This is a genomic window from Epilithonimonas xixisoli, from assembly GCF_004365655.1.
Lineage (GTDB): Bacteria > Bacteroidota > Bacteroidia > Flavobacteriales > Weeksellaceae > Epilithonimonas > Epilithonimonas xixisoli.
This window is the reverse complement of record NZ_SOEO01000001.1, coordinates 789,815-808,604: the sequence shown is the minus strand read 5'-3', so window position 1 is coordinate 808,604 and position 18,790 is coordinate 789,815. Positions and strand designations below refer to the sequence as shown.

Below are 18,790 nucleotides of genomic sequence, written 5' to 3'. Positions count from 1 at the left end.
TTTAACATCAGGCTTTCCTGATAAAACAAAATAAAATCCGTAAATTTTATGAAAACATCTGATTTCAATTTCGATTTGCCAGAAGAATTATTGGCAGAACACCCAACAGAAAACCGCGATGAGGCAAGACTAATGGTTCTTGACAGAAAAACGGAAACCATCACGCACCGTCTTTTCAAAGATGTGATTGAGTATTTCGACGAGAAAGACCTTTTCATCTTCAACAATACAAAAGTTTTCCCTGCAAGATTATTTGGGAACAAAGAAAAAACCGGAGCTAAGATTGAAGTTTTCTTGTTGAGAGAACTAGATGCTGAAACGCGCGTTTGGGACGTTTTGGTTGACCCAGCAAGAAAAATCAGAATCGGGAACAAATTATTCTTCACAGAGGACGAATCTCTAGTTGCTGAAGTTATCGACAACACAACTTCTAGAGGAAGAACGCTTAGATTCTTATTCGATGGTTCTTATGAAGAGTTCCGTGCAAAATTGACAGAACTTGGAGAAACGCCACTTCCGAAATACATCAAGAGAGAAGTTGAGCCAGAAGATGCAGAAAGATACCAAACTATCTATGCAAAACACGAAGGTGCTGTTGCAGCGCCGACTGCAGGCCTTCACTTTTCGAAACATTTGATGAAGCGATTGGAAATCAAAGGAATTGATTTTGCTGAAATCACACTTCACGTTGGACTTGGAACTTTCAACCCAATTGAAGTTGAAGATTTGTCTAAACATAAAATGGAATCTGAAGAAGCCATCATCGATGAGAAAAACGCAGAAATCATCAACAAAGCAGTTGCAGAAGGTCGCAGAGTTGTTGCCGTTGGAACGACTACGATGAGAGCTTTGGAAACTTCTGTTTCTTCTAACAAAAAGATTTCGGCTTACAGAGGTTGGACGAACAAATTTATCTATCCGCCTCACGAATTTGGAGTTGCAAACGCAATGATTACCAACTTCCACACACCAAAATCTACTTTGATTATGATGATTGCCGCTTTTGCAAACAAAGATTTTGTGATGAGAGCGTACGAAGAAGCGATAAAAGAAAAATATAAATTCTATTCTTACGGAGACGCTATGTTGATTCTTTAAGATTTGAATTTTTCAAATAGAGAATGCACAACTTTTATGGTTGTGCATTTTTTTATGTCTTATATTTTATTTAATTTCATCCAATGAAAGCACTTTCCTTTTTAGCATTATTATCGATTACATTTTCTTGTTCGCAAACTCAGGAGAATTTTTCTATCATTTCATCTTTACCAAAAAAAATAAAAGAAGCGTCGGCTTGCGAGATTTCAAAAGTTTCGTCGTTGATTTGGACGATTGAGGACAATCACAACAAAAATGTTCTTTTCGGGTTTAATGATAAAGGACAATTAATCAAGGAAATTACTATTACCAATGTTGAAAACAACGATTGGGAAGATTTGACTTCTGATGATGAAGGAAATATCTACATCGGTGATTTTGGGAACAATGATAATGAAAGACAGAATCTTGCGATCTATAAAATAAATGCGTCCGATTTGGATAAGAACGAAGCAAAAGCAGAATCGATTGTCCAATTCTATTATCCGGAACAAACAGAATTTCCACCCAAGAAAAAAGACAGAATCTTCGATGTGGAATCGTTTTTAATTCACAACAACAAATTCTATCTTTTCACGAAAAACAGAAGTTCGAAATTTGAAGGAACAACGGTTTTATATGAAGTTGACAATAATTCGACTCAGAAATTACCTGCAAAAAAGATTGGAAGTTTTGTGACGTGTGACCAATTCAATCATTGTGCTGTGACGAGCGCAGACATTAGCCCAAATAAAGACAAAGTTGCGATTTTGAGTTCCGACAAAGTTTGGATTTTCATCAATTGGAAAGGCAATAATTTCTTCTCCGGAAACGTGGAAAAAATTGAATTAAATCACCACACCCAAAAAGAAGGACTTTGTTTCAAAGATGAAAACACAATCTTGATGACAGATGAAGGTGATAAGAAGATTACCGGGAATTTGTATGAATTGAAGTTGAAGTAAAGTTGTCATTTATAAAGAAACCCCTTCAGAGTTTGAAACTCTGAAGGGGTTTTATATTATTAAGTTACACAAAATTTGATAACTAAAAAGTCCCACCAATCCCAACAACCAATCTCCCACCATCCGAAGATGTAAAATACGAAAGATTCGCAGAAATGGCATCCACAGCATTCAGCCAAAAACCGCCTCCGTAGGAATTGTGCCATTTGTTTGATTTTTCATTTGGAACCCAAACTCTTCCCAAGTCAAATCCACCAAAAAATCCATAAGATAAAGGCAAAATCGAGTTTTTGATTTTCCCAACTTCATATCGCAAATCCGACGTTTGATAGAAAGAATTCTTCCCATAAAAACGGTTAAATCTAAAACCTCTCAAATCCCGACTTCCGCCCAAAGTCGCCATTTGATAAAACTCGTAATCATCGCCCAGAAGCCATTTTGCTTTGGCGTAAGATGACCAAACCAGCTTTTGATTTTTTGTTAAATAATGCAGAAAACCAAGTCCCGTTTCGATGGATGCGTATTGACGATTAGTATCTTTCAAATTGATATTGTAAACACTTCGAATATCGAATTTCATTCCCAATTTCGGATTGGCTGTGTTGTCAAAGTTTTCATAATTAAAAGAAACATCTGCTCCACCAAACTGTTTCGAGGTAAAAACATCAGGATTCACAACGCCAGGAATTGAAATGTAACGATTGTTCGTTCTATCAATTTTCAAAATTTCATAATTCAGTTTCGCAGAGAACGTTGACGCATTTTTGTTCCAATTAATTGATGGAGAAAACGCAAATTCCTTAGCTCTCACATTGTTGAATCTATCTCCAAATTCGTCCTTTGGATTGATGGTTTCGTTCCCAATTCCGTAGAAATTTCGGATGTAATGTGAACTCGTGATTCTTGTATCCAAACCATAAAACCAATTGCTTTTCAACAGCGGAAACAATCCGCGATAAGCCAACTCATAACCTTTGGTTCCCGTGAAATAGTTCGCCGTAAAATGATGCTTTTGAGAATACGGATTTTTGATAAAATCATTCACCGTATAATCTGCGTTGAAACCCACTGCCAAAGCATCATCCGGGTTGAAGTTGAAATTCATAAAGGTTGTGAAAACATTGTATTTCGCATTTCGGTAATTGTATTGATTGATGTCGTAATCATCCGTCAATTTTACAGTCGTATTTCCTTTGTTATCCAGATTATTGGCTTTGCTTTTATAATCGTAAATCGTTACTTTTTTCGAATTGGAAACCGAATATTTATCATTATCCAAACCACCCAAAAGTTTGATTTTGATGCTGGATTTTTGATTTCCTTCCACTAAAAATTCGTCTTCGTCATCCAATCCGTAAAGCAAAATTTCTTTCGTGATTTTCCCGGAATAAAGCTTAGAGGATTGCAATTCTTCGCCTGATTTTTTCAGTCTAATGATTTTAATTTCGGTTTCATTGTTGGGCAATCTCGTGATGACAAATCTGTCCTTTTTGTCAGTTCCGGTAAGGATTACTTTTTGATTCAAAAGATGATAATATTGCGAGGCATATTTTGGCAAATCTTTTTTTCTAATTAATAATTTCTTAATTAAATCTTCTGAAACATCGTCCTGAACTTCTTTCGGAAGACTTTTAAAAGCCAGCCGAATATCATTTTCATTTAGATTATTTTGAATAAATTCTGCTTCTTTCAACCAATCACTTTGAACAGAATTTTTCGCAAAAACCAAATCCAGCGGATAAGGTTCGCGGTTAAACCATTTCACACTTTCAATCTCATTATCAAAAGTCTGCATATGTTTCAACTCCGGAAATTCCATAATAATTCCGGTCACAAAACCATCATATTTCGTGAAAGCCTGGTCTCTGTCTTTCGGAATCGGGCTGTAAATCACGTTTCCATTTTCCTTTCTCGCTTCAAATTTCCATTGGTCGTGATGCCTGTCCCAATCGCCGATGAGCATATCAAACAAACGTGCTTTAATCCACGATTTTTCATCGATTTTATATTTTTCGTCTTTCGCCAGATTGAGAATCACTTCGTCCGTTCCGACCACTTTGTTTGGATTTTCTTCCGTTTCCATCGGTCGGTCTTCCAAGTAATACAATTCATCACCAAAATTTTCATTAAAGTTCTTAAGAGTTTTCTGTTTCGGAATATAGAAAAGCTGTGGCGTTGTGTGACGGATTCCCAACTTATCAGCCATTTCACCAATCACCAAAGGCGTGTATGGATGAGAAGTCGTGTAAAAATCCAACAAAAATTTGTCCGCATAACTTCCCGTAAATTCATCAATCACATATTGATTTTTAAAAGCCACGGATTGCAAAAACCGAACGCCACTTTTTCTCAATGCTCGGATGACATATTCGTTTCCGTTTTTGGTTTCCAAGCGTAAAGATTTGGTTTGATGTCCACCGCCGGCTCTATCGGTTTTTACGCCACCAAAAAGCGTATCCAAAGCTAAATTTTTTACATTAATTTTCTTGGAATAATATTCACGATAATGCTTTCCCCAAAGAAATTCATAGAACTTATTTTTCTTCGTCATCGCCGAATCGTAGATGGAAGCCTGCGAATTTGGAGCGAAATTTTTTTGATAATCTTTGGCGATTTTTTCTTCTTTTCCCAAAACCGTTTTTCTAAAAAGCAAATCTGATTTTTCCTGATTCAAACTAAAAAAACTGACTTCCGCATTTCCTGATTTTGAAATTTTTAATTCTGCGTAACCGTTTTTACCAAAGGAAAAATCGTGGTTTCCAACGGCTTGTGCAGATTCGGTTTTGGAGCCTGCTCCACTGACGATTTGACGAATGTCTCCCTGCTCGATGTATTGCAAATTGTGGTCGTGACCAGAAACTACAACCACATTTTTCCGTCCACCAATCAAGGTTTTTAGTCGGTCGGCTAAATTTTTATAATTCTGGTTCGAAATATCCTGATGCGTGATTCCGCCGGTTGCTCGTATCAAATTGATTCCGGTTGCTAAAATTGGTAGTGGAATTTTATTTTCTAATGGAAACAATTGCTTTTCCCAAGAATAAAATCCGCCGTGAGAACCGTGTGTAATCAGCGGATGATGCGTTGCTACGACAATGGTTTTGTTTTGATTTTTGTTGAGCTGGTCTTCGAATTCGGTGTAAAAATCCTCACGGGTTTTCAAATCACATTTTTCGTTGATGCCAGGATTTTTGCTCCAATCTGCCAAAACCCATTCGGTGTCGATGAGAATTAACGTCAGTTTTTTATTGATTTTTCGGGTTTCGATTGGGCAACCATTTCTTGGTGAAAATGCGGATTTACCATTTAGTTTTTCGATGACGTAATCTTCTTCACGTTTCAAGCCTTTGATGCCGTTGTTGTACCAATCGTGGTTTCCTGGAATGAAAATCGTTTTTCCTCTAAAATTTTGAGACAGAGAAATCTGATTATCCATTTTTTTCTCGGCAAGTGGTCTGTTTTTATCATCTTTTTTCGGCATTCCGACTGGATAGATGTTGTCGCCCAAGAAAAGCAAAGTGCTGTTTGCTGAAGCTTTGGCTAATGAATCTTTGAGAGTGTTCATATTATGAAAAGCTTCGTCCTGGTCGAGGTTTCCAGCGTCGCCAACTAAATAAAAAGTATGAATAATGCTGTCTTTGATGGCAGAATTCTTCTCAAAATCTTTGGCATTTTTCCCGTAATCTGCGTTTTGAACTGCGCAGGAAATGGCAGTGATTGAGATGATGATTGAAAGAAAAAGAGGATATATTTTTTTCATTTTTTTTTGATTAAATCAATAAGTTGTTCAAAGTAAAAAAAATCGCAAAAAATTATAAAATGCTCCTTTAGGAGCAGAATCTGTGTAGAGACAATGGGAAATTAGTCCAAATGCAATCCGTAGGATTGCAATAACAACATCTATTAAAGACTACAGATAGCGTTCCTAAGGAACGCAAAATGGTTTTGGACATTATTTCTACACAGATAAAACTCCAAAGGAGTTTTCTTGCTACTAAATGAATTTTATACTTTTATTTACTTTAAACAACCTCAATTTTTAAAATTTGAAGACAAAGTTCAGTAAATTTTTATAATTACTAACTTTTTTTCACAGAACGACAAACGCTTGTACAAGCTTGTGATTATTTTTATTGATGACAAACTGCGGATACTCGAATTGGATTTTAACGCAAAGGTGGTAAAATTTTTCTTTCTATAAAACTTTTTAAACCACCGAAAATCTGCGCCCCGACCTGAGTGGAGCTCTTTTTGTGAGGAGGAACGACGAGCAAAAAAGCGGGAACGGAGGGCGGAAATAGGCGCCATAAAAATTTTTATTAAATCTCAGATAATCACCAATCTTTCTTAAATTTGTTCCAAATTGCTTTTATGGATATTTTGAAAATCTCGGAAGATTATGCGAAAAATTTGCTCAAAGATAAGTTGTCGTCTGTCTATACTTATCATAATCTTGACCACACGATTCAGGTTGTCGAGAAAATAAAAATTCTGGCGAAGGAAGAAAATATCAATCCTGAAGATACGGAAAATCTGCTTTTGGCAGGCTGGTTTCACGATTTGGGTTATGTGGATAACGTGGATAATCACGAGGAAGAAAGTCGAAAAATTGCTACAGATTTTTTGAAACAACATCAATTTCCGGAAGAAAGAATTGCGAAAATCGGAGCATTGATTTTGGCAACGGACAAATTCTATAAACCAACAAATCAGCTGGAAGAAGTGATAAAAGATGCGGATTTGTATCATTTGGCTTCGGATGATTATTTCAGGATTTGTGAAAACTTGAGACAGGAAATCAAGGAGGTTCATCATCAGAAATTCAGTAAGCAACAATGGTCGGAAATTAATATTGTGTTCTTTTCGAAGCATCAATTTTACACCAAATATGCGAAGGAAAATTGGCAACCCATCAAGGAAAAAAATGTGGACCGAATCCTTTCTGACATTAAAAATATGAAGGAAGAGAAAAAGAAAAAAAACGCCGAGGATAGTGACAAAGCGCTTCTGAATAAAAAGAAACTGGAGAAGATGGATTCGCCGGAACGTGGGATTGAAACGATGTTCCGAGTGACGCTGAACAACCACACGCAACTGAGCCAAATCGCCGACAGCAAGGCAAATATTCTACTTTCCGTCAATGCCGTGATTATTTCTGTGGCCTTGTCAACCTTGATTCCGAAACTGGATGCGCCGAGCAATTCGCACCTAATAATTCCGACTTTTATAATGATAATGTCGAGTGTGGCGTGTATTATTTTGGCGATAATGTCCACAAGACCGAAAGTGTCGAGCGGAACGTTTACGAGAAAGGAAATCGAGGAGAAAAAAGTGAATCTGCTGTTCTTCGGGAATTTCTACAAAATGCCGATGGAAGAGTACTTGTGGGCGATGAAGGAAATGATGAGCGACCGACAATATCTGTACGACACGATGATTAAAGACCTCTATTATCTCGGAATTGTGCTGAACCGAAAATACAAATTGTTGCGACTGACTTACACTGTTTTCACGATTGGGATTTTGGCTTCTGTGGTTGCTTTTATGGTGGCTTTTCGGAATGTGACGATGTAAAATTTATAAGATGAATTTTAATTTTTTTAAACGTAAATTGATTACCGTTGCAGGATTCGAAAAAGAAGATTTTGATAATTTACGAAATATTTATTCCGGCACCTACAAAAACAAAAAATATCGATATATTGATATTTCTATTTTCTTCACTAAAAAAAGAACAGAAAATATAACTTTAAAAAAAATAAATAATTTCATTGTTGATATTGAGAGAATCGAAAACAATATTGAAAATATTATCATTTCAAGTTATTCTGATTCGAATTCAGTTATAAATGAATTTGCAAACCTTTTGTTTAGTGAAATTCCACAGGAAAAAATAACAGAATTGGGAATAGATTTCACAAAAGAAAATATATCTAAAAAAGTTATATTAGAAAATGTAGAAATGCATCCTAATCAAACAAAATATTTTGCGAGATTTAATTATTCATTTTTTAAAGAAATCAATCGATACTCTTTATCCTTTTTTGTAAATGAAAAAGGAATAGTACTCGAAAAGAAAATAAACAATGAATTCGAAGATTTCTATAATGAGGTAATAAAGCTAGCAAAAGACTCAGCTGAACACTGGGAATATATTCATTCTCCTGATTTTGAAAAATGGATTAATAATTTTAATAAAATTAAAACAGAAAATTTTTCAAAAGAAATTTTAAATTGGAAAGAAGAGATTCATTATAAAATTGCAGATATAATTCTTTTTTCAGATAATAAATATCTAAATATCAACACTTTATATACTCATTTATTTATTCTCACAAAAAATAAAGAAGATTCAGAGTATTTATTTGAAAATCTATTTTCTTGCTTGTACCATTTGGAAGACACAGACAAATCACTGGAATTACTATTCAAAGTAAAAGAAAAGCTATTGCTAGAATTTAATTTTAATGAAAACAATAAAGAAATTTCTGAAATTAATAACTTGATTGAGAAGTATCAAACTCCTTCCACAAACTCATAATCCACTTCCTCCGCCTCAAAATTAATTTCTACACGCAAAGCTTTCAAACCGTTGATTCCTTGCAAATCTTCAACTTCCAATTCTTCTACATTAGATTCTAAAATATTTTGATTTTGAAGGATTTTGATTAATTGAAGATAATCGTGTCTTTCCTTTTCCTGAGAAAAAATAATGCTGATTTTTCCGGGTTGCGTGATGCGTTCAGATGAGTTTTTAATCGTTGATTTATCAATGCGTTTTTTAATCATTTCGTAGCGCGCATTGTAGCTTCCATCGACGTCGAAACGTTTTTCATCCATTCGGAATCTGATGCTGATTGCAGTGCTGTAAACCAAAATCAAAGATGAAACATCCAAAGAAAATTCCAGATTTTTTCGGAATTGGTTGTATTGCAATTCACTTTCGCAAAGAACACGCAATTGCCACAATCTCAGGTTTTTCAAGAAGATTGGGTCATAAGTTAATTCTGGCGCAATTGATGAACCGATGTACATATTATGTTCCACGCCATCCGTCTTGAAACGCTCGTAATAAAATGGAAAACGAAGCTGTTGTTCTTCCTGTCTTTTGTCGAGAATATCGGCTAAATTTCGATTGATGGCTGACAAACTTTCGTCAAATTTTTTCCGAAAATCGTAAACCATATCGGTTCTGGAATCCAGTTTTTTGAAATAATCCGTTACCAATTGATTGTACTCAATATTTTGAAGCTTTATCGATTGAAATAAAGGATGAATTTCCGATAAAATAAAAGTCTGAACGATATTTTCTGTATCCGCTTTGATGTCTGTTTGAAGCAATTCCTGATAATATTTCAGTCGGTCATTAATTCCATCAAAATCATTTTCTGAACTTAAAGCTAAAATCAAATCTGAAATCAATCCCAACTGAATTCCCAAATCTTTTTTAATGACCAAATTTCTGGAAATGGAGGAATTACGAACGTCGGTTTGTCCAAAAAGTGGCGTTAGATTTTGGAAACTTATATTTCGGTAAGGCAAATCGAATTCTTCTTTATAAAATCCGATATGTCGTTCCGCTTCTTGACGGAATTTCCAATAAACACTTGGATGAATCGACGTATATTCCCGTTGAATAATCGCCTGAATTCTCGTCTCGATTCCCGTGTAAAGCCTGTCCATCGTATCTTCCAGATAGGGCATTACGATTTCCATTTTGTTGGCGTTGATGCTGTTGAGCTGTTTTTTTCGGGAAACCAATTCTACAATTCCGAGGATTTTTTTATCCTTAATGATAGGCGCAAAAATCGCACTTTTGATTCCGGATTCGTAAAATTGTTTAGCCATTTCGCTATCTGGAAATTCGCGGAAACTTCGGTCAACATCGGAAACGCTGAAGAATTTTTTGGATTCTACCAACGCATTGAAATTCTTCTCGCAAAGCATTTCATATTTGAAATTTCGTGGTGTCGAGGAAAGGATAAAACTCTCCATAATCCCATTGATAGGACTTCTGACGAATTTATTTTCTTCAATATTAATGGCAGTGTAGCCAACTTCCAAATCCGAAACCTGAAAAATCGAACGGAAAACTGTGTTCATTTCGGCTTTGAGATTTTTATCATCTTCGATATTGATGAGTTTGCTTTTTAGATTCGAAATCGCATTTTCTGTCGTGGCATCAAAGAAACTAATGACCGCAAAACCTTTCAATTCCCAACTTTGAGGTGGAAATTTCTCTCGCCACAAATCATAATCTTCAAAATTGTCCATCAACTCAGCAATCTCATCTTCCGTCAATTTTTTGACATTTTCTAAAGGATTTATTTCGATAAAATCGACATTATTAAGGAAACGATAATGGTTCACTATTCCCTCCTCATTTGGAATATCAAAAATAAAAGGTTGCACAAAATTGAGCTCCACATTGTAATAATTGCGCAAAATAATACAACAACTGATGACGTAGAAACGGTGTGGGTCCATATCTTTGATAATCATATCAAAGTTTTCCCCAGCTTTATCAATGATATTTTGGAAACGCTCAGTCGGATTGAAAAAGAAATTGTAAAAAGGGAAACCAATGGCTTTGATCTCATTTTTCGTAAGCATTGGCGGGAACAAATCCTTCAAAAGTTCCTTCATCACTCTTTCGTTTTTTTCGAAAAAATCAAGGTTTTTAATGCCTGTGGTAAGTTCAGGATATTGTTTTACTTCATTCAAAATATTCCTGTGATAAACTTCGTAATCAGGGTTTTGAGAAGCTTCGGACTCCATTTTCTGAATTAGTTTTTCAAAAGAAAAATTCAGTTTAAAAGGGCTTTCGTAGAAGGATTGGAATTCCATTGGGTAAAGTTCTGGCAAATAAAAAATATTATCGAGTTAATATTAAAGTCGATGAAAGTGCAAAATTACTTTAAAAATTAATGGATTGAAAATTAATAATAATTGATTTCATCAAATGTCATAATAACGTTCTCACTCTCCCACGCCAAAATCTTCATCCAAAAAACCTTATCTTTGCAAAAAAATTCTCAGACATTGAAGGACATCCGCGCACTTTCCCTTGAACAACTTAAAGACTATTTTGGCACGATCGGCGAAAAACCATTCCGTGCGAAACAAGTCTATGATTGGCTTTGGAGCAAGAATATGCATTCCTTTGATGAGATGACGAATCTTTCCAAAGAGTTGAGAGAAAATCTGACGCGTGATTTTTTCATCAATCCAATCTCTATCGACCTGTTGCAGAAATCAACAGACGGAACTATCAAAAACGGTGTGAAATTACACGATGGATTGATGGTAGAATCTGTTTTGATTCCCACTGAATCTAGAAGTACAGCCTGCGTTTCTTCACAAGTCGGCTGTTCTTTGAACTGCGAATTCTGCGCAACGGCAAAACTCAAAAGAATGCGGAATCTGGAAGTCGCAGAAATCGTGGATCAAGTTGCCTTAATCGATAGACAGAGCAAAGAATATTTTGACAGACCATTGACGAACATTGTGTTTATGGGAATGGGCGAACCGATGATGAATTACAAAAACGTTGTCGAGGCCATTCATAAAATCACAAAACCGGAAGGTCTTGGAATGTCGCCGAGAAGAATTACCGTTTCCACATCCGGAATTCCGAAGATGATAAAAATGCTGGCCGATGAAGAAATTAAAGTCAAATTGGCACTTTCTCTTCATTCCGCAATCGAGCATAAACGAAATGATATTATGCCATTTTCAGAGAAATTTCCTTTGACGGACATTATGGATTCGCTTCAATATTGGTATCAAAAAACCGGTTCGCCAATTACTTTCGAATATTGCGTTTGGAAAGGCATCAACGATGGAGACGAAGATATCAAAGCCTTGATCAGATATTGCCGTCAAGTTCCAAGCAAAGTCAACCTAATCCAGTACAATCCGATTGGCGAAGGAAAATTTGACCACAGAAGTATTGAGGCGGAAGAAAAATACGTCCGTGAATTGGAAAAAGCCGGCATCACAATTATGGTCAGAAAAAGCCGTGGTGGCGATATTGACGCCGCTTGTGGACAATTGGCGAACAAATCTGCGGAGTAATCTTCCTTAACAAAATTTTAATCCATCAAATTTCCTCTTCAAAAAATCAATTCTTATTTTTACGAAATATGAAAAGGATTTTCCATCTCTTATTTCTTCTGCTGAGTTTTCAAATCTCAGCTCAGAGAACCCAAAAACTAAAACTCAAAAAATACAAAAGCGCCGTTCTAAGTGATTCTTTGAGAGAAAGCTCTGGATTGACTGAGTTTGATGGCAGAATATTTTCCTTCAATGACAGCGGAAATACGAGCGAAATTTTCGAGATAAAACCCGAAAGTTCTTACATCGAAAAAACTTTTCAAACTGGATTGAAAAACATTGACTGGGAAGCGATCACGAATGATGCCGAAAATTTTTACATCGGGGAATTTGGGAATAATCTTGGGACGAGAAAGGATTTGAAAGTTTATAAAGTTCCTTTTAAGAATGACTCAATAATTATAGATTCTATTAAAACAATTCCATTTTATTATCCTGAACAAGAGGATTTTACGCCGAAGAATATCAACAATAATTTTGATGCAGAAGCGATGATTTTCTTGGATGGAAATATTCATATTTTCACGAAGGAATGGATTACGAATACTGTTTCTCATTACGTCATCAATCCAAATCTATCTGAAAATCAACCAGCTCAGAAATTGGAAAGTTTTGACACAGGATTTGTGGTGACGGATTCTTCTTTTTACGATAACAAATTGTACGTTGTTGGCTACACTAAGAAAGCGAGGGTTTTTCTAATGATTTTCGAAAAGGATGAAAATGGAAATCTGTTCTTCAATAAACCTTTAAAAAAATATGCGCTTGGAAGAGCTTTCAATATTGGACAAATTGAGGGAATTACGGCAACGGAAAAAGGAATTTACATTTCGGGAGAACGTTTCGATATAAAAATCAAAAAAGTGCCCCAAAGTCTTTATTTTGTTCCTTACAGCGAATTGCAATAATTACTTCTGAGAATTATTTAAATCAAGAGAAACAAGTTTTAATAGAAAATGAAAAGAGTTACAGTCTTCTGCGGATCTAGTTTTGGAACGGAAGAAATTTACAAATCAGAAGCGACATTATTAGGAAAAACATTAGCAAAATATCAAATCGAATTGGTTTACGGTGGCGCAAATGTAGGATTGATGGGCGCTGTAGCGGACGGTGTTTTGAATAATGGCGGAAAAGCCATTGGTGTTTTACCTAACTTTCTAAAGTCAAAGGAGATTGCTCACGAAAACTTGACTGAACTTATTTTGGTAGAAACTATGCACGAAAGAAAAACCAAAATGAACGAACTTTGTGATGGTGTGATTGCATTGCCAGGCGGTTTTGGGACTTTGGAAGAGTTTTTCGAAATGTTGACTTGGGCACAATTGGGACTTCACAAAAAACCGATTGCAATTCTAAACACCGATGGTTTCTACGATTCTCTAATCACTTTCATACAAACAATGGTTGACAAAGGATTTTTGAAAGAAATCAATCGAGATATGGTTTTGGTAAGCAGTGATATTGATGAACTTATCGATATGATGAAAAATTATGTTGCGCCAGACGTTACAAAATGGATTAGTAAAGAAAGTGTTTAGTTTTTGTGATTAAAATCAAAAAGGCTCTAAAAGTCTTTATTTTGTTTCTTGATAACGATTTAGATTAATTATATTTGCTGAATAGTTTTTTTGGTCAATCGATAGAAAAATCCTCAACATAGCCCCGATTGTAGTGGAAATCCTTTTTTTTGAAAAAATTGTTCTTCGAGAGCCTCAGAATGACAATTTTTTCAAAAAAAAGATTGCAACGGAAAGCGGGTTGAACAAGTGAAAAGAATTAGCAATCGTCTTGCTCCAAAAAAAACATAATCCCTAAACGTAAAAAGTGGCAAATACAGTAGAACAAATCAAAGCGCCGATCTCTGAGGAAATGAAACTTTTCGAGCAAAAGTTTTATGAATCTATGAAAAGTAATGTTGCTCTATTGGACAAAGTCACGCGTTTCATCGTGACCACAAAAGGGAAACAGATGCGCCCAATGTTTGTGTTTTTGTGCGCAAAACTGGTGGGCGACGTGAATGAAAAAACCTTCCGTGGCGCAAGTATGATTGAGCTAATCCATACAGCGACCTTGGTGCACGATGATGTTGTGGATGAGAGTTTCAAACGTCGGAATTTCTTTTCTATCAATGCGCTTTGGAAGAACAAAATTGCAGTTTTGGTGGGCGATTATTTGCTTTCAAAATCGGTTTTGCTTTCTACGGACAACAAGGATTATGATCTGCTTTCTGTGATTGCAAGGACGATCCGCGAAATGTCTGAAGGTGAATTGCTTCAACTTGAAAAAGCACGAAAACTTGATATTACTGAGGATGTTTATTACGAAATCATCCGTCAGAAAACTGCAACTTTGATTGCGGCGTGTTGTGAAGTTGGTGTTCTATCCAACAATGTGGACGAAGCGACTGCTAAAAAAATGCAGGAATTTGGGACTTACACGGGAATGGCTTTTCAAATTAAAGACGACCTTTTTGATTATCAAACAAGTAATATCATTGGGAAACCGGTTGGAATTGACATCAAGGAACAGAAGATGACTTTGCCATTGATTTACACTTTGAAAAACGCAAGTCCTGAGAATTACAAAAAATATTTCGCAACGATAAAGCGTTATAACAACGATTCTAAAAAAGTGCGTGAACTCGTTGAGTTCGTGAAATCTTCCGGCGGAATGGATTATGCCATCCAAACAATGAAAGATTACCAGCAAAAAGCGCTGGCAATCTTAGCAGAATTTCCTGATAATGAGGCGAAAGAATCGTTGAAACTGATGCTGGACTACGTGATCAACAGAAAACTTTAATCTTCTTTTCGATACTCCAAAATGTCAGCTGGCTGACAATCCAAAGCTTTACAAATCGCTTCCAAAGTACTGAAACGAACAGCTTTTGCTTTTCCGGTTTTCAGGATTGATAGGTTCGAAAGTGTTAAATCTACTTTTTCGGAAAGTTCGTTGAGTGACATTTTTCGCTTTGCCATCATCACGTCAAGATTTACGATTATTGGCATAATTAAACTGTTAAATCGTTTTCTTCCTGTAACTTGACGCCTATTTTGAAAATCTCTGCGATAATATAAATCACAGCGCCCATAAAAATAAACGCTTCACTATCTCCCAAAAATTGGTTTAAATTGTCGGGAACAAAACTGCGATGACTCAAGTTTTTAACAACTTGTTGAGCAATATAGCTCAATAATCCAATTGAAAGCGCATAATAACTAACTAATGAAATTTTCTTTGCCACAAAATCACTAAACGGTTTGGTTAAATTCATTTTGTGCATCAAGCTGATTACTGTATAAAAAAGAACAGCTTTCAAAATTGAAATGATGAGAATAAAGCTATAAACATTGTAAAAAGCCGAGCTATTGCTTTTATAGAGTTCCATCAAATCCAACTTTTGATAAAGATTTTGGATAATCTCTGGGTTGTAAAGATGGAAAACGAAATTCACAATCAATCCACCAGCTTCAATACACAAGCCGACGAATATAATCCAGGCGATAACATATAAAGCCCAAAAGACGAAGTTGTTTGTTTTTGACATAATTGTTGTTTTTAATGATGCAAATATCAAAAAATATTTATTGAAAAACAATAAATATTTTTCTTTTTTCATTAAAATTAAATTTTATGACAATTTCACAATAAAATCAATCCGACATTTTATAAAGCAAAACAGTTCCGGAAGAATTATTGAGAAGACCCAAACCAAGATTCAAGAGTCCGCGGTTGAAAACAAATCTAATTCTGTCGCCAGCTTCAAACTCGTAAATTGAATGGATGGTTTCAAAAGAATCGTTCGCCAAAGTCAATCCAATCACACTCAAGGGTTTGGAATCTATCAAAGTGGTTGTGTTTCCAGACGTTTTCAAAATCCCTATTTGAGAATTGGTAGCAACACCCAGAGTTAATAATGTTCGGATTTTAAAGTTCAGATGAATGAAATATTTTCCCTTATTGGGAACCGTGTAATAGAAATCCGATGTTGTGGAAGTGAACAATGCAGGATTGATCTCAGTATTCCCAAACTTGAGCAAATTCCAACCGGGATACAGCAAACTCAGATCCAGCTCCAGCAAAGAAACCCCAGAAGATGCGGATGCTTTTGCAATATTGGAATTACTGCCAGTAAAAAAAAGCGAAGGATCCACTTTACCAACTTCAAAAGAGTTTTGATTAGCAACCAAGAGTTTGTAACCAGGCAAAACCACCGTCTCTGGCGTGTTTCTAATAATAACATTTCCGTTTACATCCAATGTTGCTTGCGGATTGCTAGTGTTAATACCTACCTGCGATGAACCAGAAACGGAAAAGAAAAAAGCGCAGGTCATTGATAAAAAATTGAATATTTTCATGATTAAGCTTTTTAAATTATAAAAATCAATAAAACCAGAAAACCCTTATCTCAATAACTATTTTGTAAATATAACAAATTAAAATTTACATATCAATATTAAATATTGATTATCAATAAACAATCCAAAATCATCTATTCCAACAGAAACTTTGTATTTTTGAATTATGAATAATGCGCCACTTGCCGAAATCCTACGCCCCAAAACCCTTGATGAAGTCCTTGGACAAGAACATCTTACAGGAAAATCTGGAACTATAAAACGGATGATGGAGAATGACACAATCAATTCTCTCATCTTTTGGGGACCACCAGGAACTGGAAAAACCACTTTGGCAGAAATCATTTCTGAAAAATCCGGACGCAAATTCTATAAATTGTCAGCCGTTTCTGCCGGCGTGAAAGATGTGAGAGACGTCATAGATGAAGCTAAAAAACAGAATCTTTTTTCTGGAAAAAGTCCGATTTTGTTCATTGATGAAATCCACAGATTCAACAAATCTCAGCAGGATTCTTTGCTACACGCTGTGGAAAAAGGCTGGATTGTATTGATTGGTGCAACCACAGAAAATCCAAGTTTCGAAGTGGTTTCCGCTTTGCTTTCCAGAACTCAGGTTTACATTTTGAAAGCTTTGACTTTTGAAAAATTAGAAGAACTCGCCGACATTTCTGTTTCTAAATACAATGAAATCTACAACACCAAATTTTCATTAGAAGAGAAACAAGCTTTCATCCAATATTCCGGAGGCGATGCAAGAAAATTGATTAATTCCATCGAGTTGGTTTTGAATCAATTCAAATCTGCGAAGAAAAATAAGATTTCGGACAAAGATGTTCTTTCTGTACTGCAGGAAAATATGGCGCTCTATGACAAAAATGGAGAACAACATTACGACATTATCTCAGCCTTCATCAAATCGATGCGAGGCTCAGATCCAAATGGCGCCGTCTATTGGCTCGCGAGAATGCTGGTTGGCGGCGAAGACATCAAATTCATTGCCCGAAGAATGATGATTTTGGCGGCCGAAGATATTGGTTTGGCAAATCCGAATGCTTTGGTAATGGCAAACAATTGTTTCCAAGCCATAAACGTTATCGGAAATCCGGAAGCTAGAATTATTCTAAGTGAAACCGCAGTTTACCTTGCCGTTTCACCAAAAAGCAACTCCACCTACAATGCAATAAACGAAGCGATGGCTTTCGTCAAAAAAACAGGAAATCTCCCAGTTCCCCTCCATCTCAGAAATGCGCCAACCAAACTGATGAAGGATTTGGACTACGGAAAAGATTACCAATACGCTCATTCTTATGAGGGAAATTTTGTCGATTTGGAATTTTTGCCAGACGAAATCAAGGGAACTGCATTTTATGAACCGGCTAACAACTCAACGGAGAAAAAAATCAAGGAACAACTTAAAGATAAATGGGGCGACAAATATGACTAAACATCGTGGTTACGTTAAATAATCCTAAATATTTATTTTTAACAGATTAATTCAGATTGCTTTTAATATATTTGCCGCAGACTTATAATTTATGGAATACCAAAGCTGGAAAGACTTATTGAACCCCGAATTTTACATCCATTTGGGTGGATTTTGGCTCATTTTATTCATCATTTTTGCAGAAACAGGACTTTTCGTCGGTTTCTTTTTACCCGGCGACAGCTTGCTTTTCATCTCGGGAATTTATGCCGTTTCAATTATTGACACAACATTTGGTTCCACAGGATCAGATTTTCTGGATACAACCATTTTGGCAACAGCCGTAGCCATTGCCGCAATCATTGGAAACGAAATCGGTTACTGGTTTGGATACAAAAGCGGACCATTGTTGTACGAAAGAAAAGACTCATTCTTTTTCAAGAAAAAATACCTTTTTAAAGCGCACGATTTCTTCGAAGAGCACGGCGCAGTTGCGGTTATTCTTTCTAGATTTCTTCCGATTGTGAGAACCTTCTCTCCCATCGTTGCAGGAATTGTGAAGATGGACAAACCAAAATTCTTCCTCTACAATGTTGTAGGCGCAGTTTTGTGGTCATTCAGTATGATTTTTGCGGGACATTATCTCGACAAATTGTTTATGGATCAGTTCGGAATAGATTTGAAGAAAAAACTGGAAATCATCATTCTGATTATTGTTTTGGTGACTACACTTCCAATTATCATCAAATTCTTTTTCACAAAAGACAAAGAAAGACCAACGCAGGAATAATTTTTGATTGCAATATAAAAACAACATATAAACCGGAGAGCTATTTCCGGTTTTTGTATTT

15 protein-coding genes are annotated in these 18,790 nt (G+C 35.8%); 10 read left to right on the top strand and 5 right to left on the bottom strand.

Features of this window, described 5'->3' with window-relative positions:
- Positions 1-48 precede the first annotated feature (48 nt).
- Together queA and B0I22_RS03800 are read left to right on the top strand one after the other, a co-directional pair.
- Positions 49-1,098: a tRNA preQ1(34) S-adenosylmethionine ribosyltransferase-isomerase QueA gene (gene queA / locus B0I22_RS03805; protein WP_133943327.1), complete on the top strand. Its 1,050-nt coding sequence runs from the start codon at positions 49-51 to the stop codon at positions 1,096-1,098.
- An 83-nt stretch (positions 1,099-1,181) separates the two neighbouring features.
- Positions 1,182-2,042: a hypothetical protein gene (locus B0I22_RS03800; protein ID WP_133943326.1), complete on the top strand. Its 861-nt coding sequence runs from the start codon at positions 1,182-1,184 to the stop codon at positions 2,040-2,042.
- A gap of 82 nt (positions 2,043-2,124) precedes the next feature.
- Here B0I22_RS03800 and B0I22_RS03795 read toward each other — a convergent pair whose 3' ends face one another.
- Positions 2,125-5,802, bottom strand: a complete 3,678-nt coding sequence (locus B0I22_RS03795; protein WP_133943325.1) for a metallophosphoesterase — start codon at positions 5,800-5,802, stop codon at positions 2,125-2,127.
- A gap of 611 nt (positions 5,803-6,413) precedes the next feature.
- Here B0I22_RS03795 and B0I22_RS03790 point away from each other — a divergent pair.
- Positions 6,414-7,616: a Pycsar system effector family protein gene (locus B0I22_RS03790; protein WP_133943324.1), complete on the top strand. Its 1,203-nt coding sequence runs from the start codon at positions 6,414-6,416 to the stop codon at positions 7,614-7,616.
- Positions 7,617-7,626: 10 nt separating this feature from the next.
- A complete protein-coding gene (locus B0I22_RS03785) occupies positions 7,627-8,583 on the top strand; it encodes a hypothetical protein (RefSeq protein ID WP_133943323.1) in 957 nt (318 codons plus the stop codon).
- Here the strand turns inward: B0I22_RS03785 and B0I22_RS03780 are convergent.
- Positions 8,559-10,889 carry a GAF domain-containing protein gene (locus B0I22_RS03780; protein WP_133943322.1) on the bottom strand — a complete coding sequence of 777 codons (2,331 nt, stop codon included), beginning with the start codon at positions 10,887-10,889 and terminating at the stop codon, positions 8,559-8,561. The genes B0I22_RS03785 and B0I22_RS03780 overlap by 25 nt on opposite strands.
- A gap of 195 nt (positions 10,890-11,084) precedes the next feature.
- Between B0I22_RS03780 and rlmN the strand changes: the two genes are divergently transcribed.
- From rlmN to B0I22_RS03760, 4 genes are all read left to right on the top strand, one after another.
- Positions 11,085-12,119 (top strand): dual-specificity RNA methyltransferase RlmN, encoded by a 1,035-nt coding sequence (rlmN, locus tag B0I22_RS03775; RefSeq protein WP_133943953.1) that lies wholly within the window; start codon positions 11,085-11,087, stop codon positions 12,117-12,119.
- 68 nt (positions 12,120-12,187) lie between these two features.
- Positions 12,188-13,066, top strand: coding sequence for a hypothetical protein (locus tag B0I22_RS03770; RefSeq protein WP_133943321.1), 879 nt, complete (start codon positions 12,188-12,190; stop codon positions 13,064-13,066).
- A gap of 48 nt (positions 13,067-13,114) precedes the next feature.
- Positions 13,115-13,696: an LOG family protein gene (locus B0I22_RS03765; protein ID WP_133943320.1), complete on the top strand. Its 582-nt coding sequence runs from the start codon at positions 13,115-13,117 to the stop codon at positions 13,694-13,696.
- A gap of 286 nt (positions 13,697-13,982) precedes the next feature.
- Positions 13,983-14,960, top strand: a complete 978-nt coding sequence (locus tag B0I22_RS03760) for a polyprenyl synthetase family protein (RefSeq protein ID WP_133943319.1) — start codon at positions 13,983-13,985, stop codon at positions 14,958-14,960.
- Here B0I22_RS03760 and B0I22_RS03755 read toward each other — a convergent pair.
- From B0I22_RS03755 to B0I22_RS03745, 3 genes are all read right to left on the bottom strand, one after another.
- Positions 14,957-15,166: a helix-turn-helix domain-containing protein gene (locus B0I22_RS03755; protein ID WP_133943318.1), complete on the bottom strand. Its 210-nt coding sequence runs from the start codon at positions 15,164-15,166 to the stop codon at positions 14,957-14,959. The genes B0I22_RS03760 and B0I22_RS03755 overlap by 4 nt on opposite strands.
- 2 nt (positions 15,167-15,168) lie before the next feature.
- Positions 15,169-15,705, bottom strand: a complete 537-nt coding sequence (locus B0I22_RS03750; RefSeq protein WP_133943317.1) for a DUF2975 domain-containing protein — start codon at positions 15,703-15,705, stop codon at positions 15,169-15,171.
- A 106-nt stretch (positions 15,706-15,811) separates the two neighbouring features.
- Positions 15,812-16,516: a hypothetical protein gene (locus B0I22_RS03745; RefSeq protein WP_133943316.1), complete on the bottom strand. Its 705-nt coding sequence runs from the start codon at positions 16,514-16,516 to the stop codon at positions 15,812-15,814.
- Positions 16,517-16,679: 163 nt separating this feature from the next.
- Between B0I22_RS03745 and B0I22_RS03740 the strand changes: the two genes are divergently transcribed.
- Together B0I22_RS03740 and B0I22_RS03735 are read left to right on the top strand one after the other, a co-directional pair.
- Positions 16,680-17,960, top strand: a complete 1,281-nt coding sequence (locus B0I22_RS03740) for a replication-associated recombination protein A (RefSeq protein ID WP_133943315.1) — start codon at positions 16,680-16,682, stop codon at positions 17,958-17,960.
- A 91-nt stretch (positions 17,961-18,051) separates the two neighbouring features.
- A complete protein-coding gene (locus tag B0I22_RS03735; protein WP_133943314.1) occupies positions 18,052-18,729 on the top strand; it encodes a DedA family protein in 678 nt (225 codons plus the stop codon).
- Positions 18,730-18,790 lie beyond the last annotated feature (61 nt).